The 3,723-nt window shown below is 64.8% G+C and carries 4 protein-coding genes; all 4 read right to left on the bottom strand.

Features of this window, described 5'->3' with window-relative positions; genetic code table 11:
- On the bottom strand, positions 1-426 hold a 426-nt coding region (locus tag ABFE16_11760), incomplete at its 3' end, for a prepilin-type N-terminal cleavage/methylation domain-containing protein (protein ID MEN6345969.1).
- 432 nt (positions 427-858) lie between these two features.
- Positions 859-1,101 carry a hypothetical protein gene (locus ABFE16_11755; protein ID MEN6345968.1) on the bottom strand — a complete coding sequence of 81 codons (243 nt, stop codon included), beginning with the start codon at positions 1,099-1,101 and terminating at the stop codon, positions 859-861.
- An 875-nt stretch (positions 1,102-1,976) separates the two neighbouring features.
- Positions 1,977-3,362 (bottom strand): dihydrolipoyl dehydrogenase, encoded by a 1,386-nt coding sequence (lpdA, locus tag ABFE16_11750; protein ID MEN6345967.1) that lies wholly within the window; start codon positions 3,360-3,362, stop codon positions 1,977-1,979.
- Positions 3,363-3,469: 107 nt separating this feature from the next.
- Positions 3,470-3,723, bottom strand: a 254-nt coding sequence (locus ABFE16_11745; protein ID MEN6345966.1) for an alcohol dehydrogenase, incomplete at its 5' end; no start/stop codon positions are given.

Here is a 3,723-nt window from a genome sequence, read left to right as displayed (position 1 = left end):
CTTCCACGGCGCCGGCAGCTTCGGGGTGTAGTTGTAGGTGCCGCCGGAGCTGGTGCGGATGTAGCGGCCGTTGCAGTACAACCAGTTCATCCCATAGCTGGCCTCGTCCAGAGGCTTGTTGGTGAAGTTATGGGGCTGGTCGGAGGGGCACTGCCAGATCTGGTTGTTCTTGATGTACGGCGCCATCGGGTAGTACCAGTAGTAGATCGTGGTCGTGCCCTGGGTGTAGATGTGGTGCGTGAACTGCCCGTCGTAGTCCGTTGAGTACATCTTCCACGCGGTCATGATCTGCTTGACGTTGCTGGAACAGGACGACTGTCGGGCTTTCTCGCGGGCTCTTGCGAATACTGGGAACAAGATAGCTGCCAGGATTGCGATGATCGCAATGACCACGAGGAGCTCGATGAGTGTAAAGCCTCGCCGCATTTCGCGTGTCTCTCCTTTCGACCTCATATGAGGGGTTTCTCGTCCCAGGGACGAGTGCATCCTACCCGCCCGCCGTTTCGGCGGTGTTTCGACCGATGGTGCACGACTAATAGGTAACGTGATTATAGAGCTGGCAACCAGTCCCTTCAAGACCCCCGGGCGTCCGTTGTGCAGCGGCTTGCCTGTCAGACTGCAATGCTTTGGGCCTGCTCCGCACACTCCGGCGCGCGAGCTCAGGGCAGCGCCGCCGCCTGGTCCTGATCTGCGAAGACGTAGACTCTGTTTGCGTGCTCGTAAGGACTCTCCAGCAACTGAGGCTTGCGCCAGTAGTTGCCGTCGCGGAGGATGCCCACGAGGTCGCGGAAGTGCGACTGTTCGCCGCCGCCTCGCTTCCACCTCCGCTGAGCTCGAGCAGCCCTGCCTGACGGTCAGTCAGCCGGCCGTCGCAGGGGAGCGAGCACCGCTGACTTCGGCGTCCTTGGTCTGCGCGATCCAGTTGTCAAGAGCGCCACGGAGGCGCTGCAAGGTCTCGGTAGAGTCGTGGTCTGAACTCAGATCACGGGTCTCCCACCGGTCCTGGGCCACGTCAAAGAGCTGCTCAGCCGGAGGGTTGGGCCCCTTGACGAGCGTGGCAGGTCGTCTTGCGCCTTGCGGCCGCGCCCAGCAGCATCGCACTTAGCACTCCACTCCGCCGACGGCTCCGCACCGCACAACTCGTGACAGACGATCGTGACGCCGGGGGAGTGAGGATGGGAACTGGTGAAACGGGAAGATCGAGAGGCAGAACAAGAAGCGAGAGAGCAGAAGTTCTGACGGAAGAGGACTCCCTCGGCGGCAAGACCGTCGAGCATCGGGGTCGAGAGCCCTTCGGTGCCGAGGCTACCCAACTGCGCACCGTGGTCGTCGCCCACGATCAGGAGTATCCCGCGTATGCCCGGTGGCGCTGCTGCATGCCCTGTGCCGAGGAAGGATGCGGCCCCGGCTGCAGCCATCGCACCCAGGAAACGCCGCCGTGAGAACTGGCCCGGTCCAGTCCGCTCCGACACCGCCTGCTGATCTCTAGGGGTCGCTACCGCCCTGCTCACCTAGGGCAAGACTCCCGCGCTTGTGACCTGCTGAGGTGCGTGGAGCCACGCCGCCTTGCCACGCTACGCTGTGGCCTTCGGCGGCACGGTCCGGGACCCACCTCTGGCAATAGTAGAACCGTGATCCACAGGGTAGACTTCGCAGGGCCCTCGTGTCAAGGTCTCGTTACCATCCGTTACGGTCCTGCCCTTGTCTGTTGCGAGTTTCGCCCCGCTCCTCCCACGATGTCCGCCCTTTTGCCCTCTCCTCTGCCGGCAGACACCATGAAGGCCCCGCAAGGCTCTCTCTAGAGCCGACCGGGAACCCCTCCCGCGGATTCACTGAACAGGCACGCGCTAGTACGACTCGCTAGGGATCCAGCTACCCCAGGGGGTGAACGCCGGCAAGGGCAGAAGTGTTCCCGGGCGGGTCAAGGGACTGCCCGCCCGGGGTGTTTTCGCGCTGTTGCGGAGCCTGGATACGGACTACATGCCGTGGATCGGGCGTCCGAGAACTGCTAGGGCGGCCTCGCCCACGACCTCCGACAGGGTCGGGTGCGAGTGGATGGTGCCTGCGACGTCAGCGGCGGTGCAGCCCATCTGGACGGCCAGGGTGACCTCGGCCATCAATTCCGTCACGTCCGGGCCGACCGCCGAGGCGCCGATCAACTGGCCGCTCTTCGCATCGGCCACCAGCTTCACGAAGCCCTCTCGCTCACCGATAGCGGAAGCCTTGCCGATGGCCGAGAAGGGGAAGGTGCCGACGGAGACCTCAAGGCCCTGCGCCTTGGCCTCGTGCTCGCGGATTCCCACCGAGGCGACCTGCGGGTGCGTGAAGATCGCAGCCGGTACGGCGGCGTAGCTCATGTGCCCGCCCTCGCCGAACATGGTCTCGACCGCTGCGATCGCCTCGTGGGAGGCCTGGTGTGCGAGGCCGATCCCGCGCAGGCAGTCACCGGCAGCAAAGATCGTGTCGACCGAGGTGCGGAGCTGCTCGTTCACACTCACGCGGCCGCGATCATGGGCCACGCCGACCTCGTCGAGACCGATGTCTTTGGTGAGAGCCCGGCGTCCGGCGGCCATGAGAAGGGCATCGGCTGCGACGGCCTTCTCTTCCCCACCTTGCTCAAAGACGAGGCGCCGCTTGCCCTCGGCCTCCTCGATGCGGGTGCACTTGGCGCCCAGTTCGATGCGTACGCCTGACTTCTTGAGCGACTTGGCCAGCAGGTCAGTCGCGTCCGGGTCCTCGTTGGGCACGATGCGCTCGAGCATCTCCACCATGGTGACTTTGGCGCCGAAGCGCGAGTAGATGTAGGCAAACTCGCAGCCGATGGCGCCCGCACCGATGATCGCGATGTCCTCGAAGGGTCCGGGAAGCGTGACTGCATCATCGCTGGTGAAGACGCCCTCGGAATCGGCACCCGGGATCGGCAGGACGAAGGGTTCGGAACCGGTTGCCAGCAGCAGGTACTTGCCGCTGACGGTCTCTTCGCCCTTGTCGCCGGTGACCAGGACTTCCTGCGGCCCGACGAGCTTGCCGCGACCCTTCAGGTGAGTGACGCCTCGGCCCTTGAAGAGTTGGCCGACTCCACTGACGAGGCCCTTGACGCAGCGCTCGGCATGCTTGCGCACGCCGTCGAGATTGGCCTCGGCCGTCATGGTCACGCCGAAACGGCGACCGCTGCTCGAAGTCTCGAGCAGATGGGCGCAGTGCAGGAGGGCCTTGCTGGGGATGCAGCCCCGGTTGAGACAGGTGCCGCCGAGTTCGCGCATCTCGACAACGGCGACCTTCGCACCGAGCTGTGCGGCGCGAAGAGCCCCGACATACCCTGCGGGGCCACCACCGAGGACGATCAGATCATATTGTGGCATTGGGACAACCTCCGATCAGGCTTGCCTTGCTTGTTGTTCGTGCATGCCGGGCAGGGGTCGCTCGGCAGGGATAGTCGTCGTGAGGGCTGTGCGGTGTCGCACCTGCTTCAGGGGATCAGGACCGCCTTCATCGCCTGCCGGGAGCGCACCAACTCGAGCGCCTCATTGGCCTGCGAGAGCGGAAGGCGGTGCGTCACCAGTTTTTCCAGGCCGTAGCGGCCCGAAAGCACCAAAGACACGGCCTGGAAGACGTGGCTGCAGTCTGAGACCCAGACGCCGGCCAGGCGGACACCGCGCCGGGAGATGGACTCGTACAGGTCGATGGGCAGCGGCTCCATGGGTGCCGCAAGACCGGCCAGCG

The organism is Armatimonadia bacterium (genome assembly GCA_039679385.1).
Taxonomy (GTDB): Bacteria; Armatimonadota; Zipacnadia; order Zipacnadales; family JABUFB01; genus JAJFTQ01.
The sequence above is the reverse complement of the archived record's forward strand: the minus strand, read 5'-3'. Positions and strand labels throughout refer to the sequence as shown.

Bases quoted from the DNA above. Each gene is read 5' to 3' on its own strand.
- lpdA (MEN6345967.1), bottom strand. From the start codon at position 3,362: ATGCCACAATATGATCTGATCGTCCTCGGTGGTGGCCCCGCAGGGTAT.